The organism is Bacteroidota bacterium, from assembly GCA_016213405.1.
Lineage (GTDB): Bacteria > Bacteroidota > Bacteroidia > Palsa-948 > Palsa-948 > Palsa-948.
Window position 1 is genome coordinate 1 of record JACRAM010000123.1, and the last position, 5,042, is coordinate 5,042.

General features: G+C 38.0%; 4 protein-coding genes. All 4 read left to right on the forward strand.

Going from position 1 to position 5,042, the window contains the following annotated elements; translation table 11 throughout:
• A partial coding sequence (locus tag HY841_14820) for a hypothetical protein (protein MBI4932028.1) occupies nucleotides 1-1,363 on the forward strand: 1,363 nt, incomplete at its 5' end.
• A 7-nt stretch (nucleotides 1,364-1,370) separates the two neighbouring features.
• Nucleotides 1,371-2,414: a hypothetical protein gene (locus tag HY841_14825; GenBank protein MBI4932029.1), complete on the forward strand. Its 1,044-nt coding sequence runs from the start codon at nucleotides 1,371-1,373 to the stop codon at nucleotides 2,412-2,414.
• Between the two features lie 2 nt (nucleotides 2,415-2,416).
• Nucleotides 2,417-4,528, forward strand: a complete 2,112-nt coding sequence (locus HY841_14830) for a T9SS type A sorting domain-containing protein (GenBank protein MBI4932030.1) — start codon at nucleotides 2,417-2,419, stop codon at nucleotides 4,526-4,528.
• A 14-nt stretch (nucleotides 4,529-4,542) separates the two neighbouring features.
• Nucleotides 4,543-5,013, forward strand: a complete 471-nt coding sequence (locus HY841_14835) for a hypothetical protein (GenBank protein MBI4932031.1) — start codon at nucleotides 4,543-4,545, stop codon at nucleotides 5,011-5,013.
• Nucleotides 5,014-5,042 lie beyond the last annotated feature (29 nt).

Here is a 5,042-nt window from a genome sequence, read left to right on the forward strand (position 1 = left end):
AAAAATCATGTTCGATGCCGACAGTGTGATGATGGGAAACACCGCGAGGGTGGGCAACGGGCAGTTAAGCGTTGCCGGAAACATCACCGCCAGCGGAGATATTTCTTCCGGCACAGTAACTTCCGGCAGCATCGTAACCTCCCAGTTAATCATTGACACTCTTCACGCCCTCAGCCGCGTGGCCGTAAATCATTCCCTCATGATTGAAAAACAAACCGCAAAAAGTTATGCCGAAGTTTCCACCACCGATACTGCCGTTGCGCTTGTGTTGCAAAAAGACAGTGCGGGCAAAGGAGTGGGCATCGGCATCACCCCTTCGGCAGGCGAGCGGTTGAGTGTGGCGGGGAATGTAGGAGTGAGCGGGAATTTGCGCTTGTCAAATTTATCGGGTACGGGCGACAGAGTTCTTGCAGTGGATTCAAATGGCGTGTTGAAAGATTTCCCAAATTCATGTTTCGGTTTAAATGCGTTTTGGAAAACAGATGGAAATATTGTTCCTGCGAATTGCAATCCGTTTATCGGAACAACCAATACTTTCGCTCTTAATTTTCGTACAGCCAATCTTCCGAGAATGACAATAACATCGGCAGGCAATGTAGGAATTGGAACTTCTACACCGGGTAACAACATGCAGCTTGAAGTTCAGGGAAGCGTTTCCATTTACGATGGCAATGGAAATACCTCTTTGTTTTTCGGGCGTGAGCAACCAACTATACAAGCAATGACCGCTACCAATCAATATGGAGAATGGGGAATACAATATTGGCAAAACCATGGAACGGGCAATCCAGCCGTACCTGGAGGTCTTAATTTTTGGAAACCATCAGGAAGCGATGGTTCATCTGCGGGGAATGGCGGGGGAAATAACTTTTTATTTCTTTCAGATAATGGACAAGTTCAGATAGGGGATAAAACTCCTGATCCGGCAAACTCTATACATACGGATTACAAACTTTCTGTTGATGGAAAAGTCGTTGCAAGGAAATTAGTAGCAACCGAAGTGAACTGGGCTGACGATGAATTAACCAAACATTTAACTCTTGATAGTTTACAACAAGATGAAAAATTTGTTTTAATGTTTGGTTATTTGAGTGGAATTCCTTCTGGAAAAGAGGTTGAAACAAATGGAGTTGATTTTGGACAAATGAGTTCACTACAAATGAGAAAAATTGAACGGCTTTATAAATATTCCTTCAAATTCAATCATGCTATAAAAAAAATTGATGCAAACATTTTGCAAATAAAAAGCGAAAATGTATCTTTGAAAAATGAAAATGAAGAACTTAAAAAACAATTTAACGAAATGAAGAAACAAATTGCTGATTTGCAAAATAAAATGAATGTCTTATTACAATCAAAATAATATACCAATGAAAAAGAAAATATATTACCTGTTGTCGATTTTATTTGCAGCATGGTTTTTTTCTTCCTGCGAAAAAGATGTTGCCATTCCAGAATCACCAGAACCACCTGTTCCAATCGCAACAGATACTGTAATAATTGACAATGTAAGTTACTTTGATTCAACCATTGATTTTTATTCCGTATGGTTTACCGATGCAAATACGGGTTATGTATGTGGTAATAAGGGAACTATTTTAAAAACCGCCAATGGAGGAAACAGTTGGTCAAAATTAAATATTCAAGACACTTTACAATTTAACACTATTTATTTTATTGATCAAAACATTGGCTTTGCTGGTGGGAAAAGTTCAATATTTAAAACTACTGATGGGGGTAATACTTGGTTGCGTAAAGAAAATAACACATGGTTTTATGATGGCATCAATGATATATCTTTTATAAATGATACCATAGGTTATGCTTGTGGCTGCTGTGGATTTGATATGAATTCTTTTTTGCCTGTATTTTTAAAAACAACCAATGGCGGAGAAAGTTGGGTTTGGTTGGATAAATATGGATTTCCCACAAATGGCTTTTCTCTTTATTTTACGAATAATATTGGTATTGTTGTAGGCGGTTCCGGTGGAGTTAATAATAATATTATAAAAACAACCGATGGCGGGGCAAATTGGATAGATTTATATCCAGGCATAAATCTATCATGGACATCTGTTTTCTTTACCAGTATTCAAACGGGATATGTTGTTGGGACATATAGCCAATATTTGGGTGTTTTATTAAAAACTACAAATAGCGGCAATACTTGGAGTCAAACCACATTAGACAGCACACACTATTTTGAGGATGTATATTTCGCAAGCAATAGCAAAGGTTTTATTTCTGGTGAAAATGGTATTCTTTTGTATTCAACAGATGGCGGAAATAGCTGGAAGAAGTTAAACACCAACACTACAAATATTTTAAGCGCTATTCATTTTCCAATTTCTAATATAGGATATGTTGTTGGTGCAAATGGCACAATCATTAAAATTACCATCACAAATCAATAACGATGAAGAATATTTTTATTGTGTCTGTTCTGTTTCCTCTGTGTCTGCTTTCTGCGCAGGCACAAAATAATAATGAAGAATGGAAAAAATCTATTCTTTCTGATCCAAGACCTGTTTTTCCGGAGGAGAATCAGAGAACCACAGAAGAACAAAATACAATTAACACAACGAATCAATCCGTAAATACAAAAGAAATTCCGGTTACAACTGTCAATAATTCGTCTGATATATTAATATGGCCGGCAGGGCCAGGTCCCACACCACAGGATGCGTTATCAGAAAATTCTGTTTTTATTCATCCAACTAATCCTGATATTATTTTAACAGCGCACAATAATTTTTATTTTGTAGATGCTAATAATAACGGTACTTGTAATCTTGGTGAGATGATTAAACGGGTTGCCGCTTATGTTTCCGCTGATGGAGGACAAACATGGACAGGAATAAATAATAACCTGCTTAACTCACGGGCAGATCCTGCTGCTGTTATTGACCAACAAGGCAGAATGTACGTTAATTATATTGACAGACCTACTGGCGGTCAAGCTATTGCTTATTCCGATGACAATGGCGCAACATGGAATTATGTTCCTTTTAGTTCTGGAACTTGTAATGACTTTAACCCTTGTGATTATGACATGGGATGTGGAATACTTGATAAAAACCATTTGTGGGTAGATAATAGTTTAAAAAGCCCTTATCAAAATTATCTTTATAGCGCATGGACTAATTTTCTTACTACTGATTTATGGCAAATTGAAATTGTTAGCTCAACAGACAGAGGTATGAATTGGTCTCCTCCTGTCACAATCAGCCAGGATGTCAATGCAATCTGCTTTAATCAAGGTGCGAATATTCAAACAGGTCAACAGGGAGAAGTATATGTTGCATGGACGGTTTATGATAAAACTGGAATTAAATGTGATCCCGGTTCTTACGAAGCTGCAATAGGATTCACAAGAAATTTAAACGGAGGCAATCCATTAAGTTGGGAAGTTTCACCTGGTATAACTTCAAGAAGAATTATTGATGGAATAAAAGGCATAAGAAACAATCAACTCGGAAATAATATCAATATGCGTCATAATGGTTGGCCCAGTATGACAGTCAATCAGCAAACTGGTGAAATATATATTGTATGGGCAAATGTTGGTGAACCACCACCAAACGGAAACAATACCGGCAATGCAGATATTTATATGATTAAATCCTCTGACAAAGGAGATACTTGGAGCGTTCCCATCAAAGTGGATCAAGACTTAACTGGGGTTGGGGAGCAATGGTTTCCCTGGATTGCCTGCGATGAAGTTACAGGCGCCTTAGTGGTTACTTTCTATGACAGCCGAAATTCTATTAATAATGATAGGGTGCAAACTTTCATTGCTATTTCCTATGATGGTGGGCAGACATGGAATGATTTTCCTGTAAGTGATGTAGATTGGTCTGGAGATCCGCCTCCTCAAACTTCTTATGCTGGTGATTATATCGGAGTAGATGCAAGTAATGGAAAAATAGTATCCGTTTGGACTGATGACAGAAATTCAGGAATTTTGCTTCCCTATACTGATTTGTTTTATATCCCTTGCCTTACCGATTTAACACTTCCTGCAACTATAATTACATCTCAACAGCAATATTTTTTTAACGACCATATTACTTTGCCGCAAGGAACTAATTTTAACATCACACCAACCGGGAATGTAGAAATGCAGGCAAATACCGAAGTGCTTTTAGAAGGTGAGTTTGTGTCAGAAGGCGAATTTTATGCACATACTGTTCCTTGTGATAATAGTGGTCTTCGCATAGGTAATCCAGAAGTTCGTACAAGCAATGACAAATCCAATTATTCAGTAGGCAAGTCAACTTTACAGGCAAATAATTTGATGCAATACTCCTTATTTCCAAACCCTGCAAGGGATAAAATAACGGTCAACAGCAAAGGCATAATCAATTCAATTGAAATCAAAAATGTGCTTGGTCAGAGCATATATCAGTCTTCAAATCTTCAAATCAACCAATCAACCATTGATTTGAGTTCCCATCCCAAAGGCATTTACTTTATAAAAGTGCAAAGCGGAGATAAGGTTTATACGGAGAAAGTGGTAATACAATAAATGTAAGAGGTAAGATGGCAAATGAAAATGCCAACAACACTGGCAATGTGGGAATCGGAACAACAGACCCCACAGAAAAACTACATGTATTCGGAAAAGGATTATTCGAAGATGGAAACGGAAACGGAGTAACTGTTGGATTCAACTCTCCCAATTCATTTATTGAAAGCAAAGGTATAGGCGGATTAAAGATTAATAACCAATCCGATAAAGATGTGGTGATTGGAAAAACCGATGCATCCAACTTTACAGTTTGGTCTAACACAACCATACAGCATAATGCCACGCTTGCTACAGGTCAAGATGACAATGTTATTATTGGTCCCGCTACAGCTATACCAGCAGCAAAATTGAATGTTATAGTTACAGACGCAAATCGCCCAGCAGGATGTATATGTTTACAAAATCCAATTACGCGATTTTTCTGGCAAATCACACTATTACAACGGGCAGGTGAACTTGATCAAGTAATAATAAACCGTTAACTTACCTTTCATGTGGGGCGCGCCCCTCG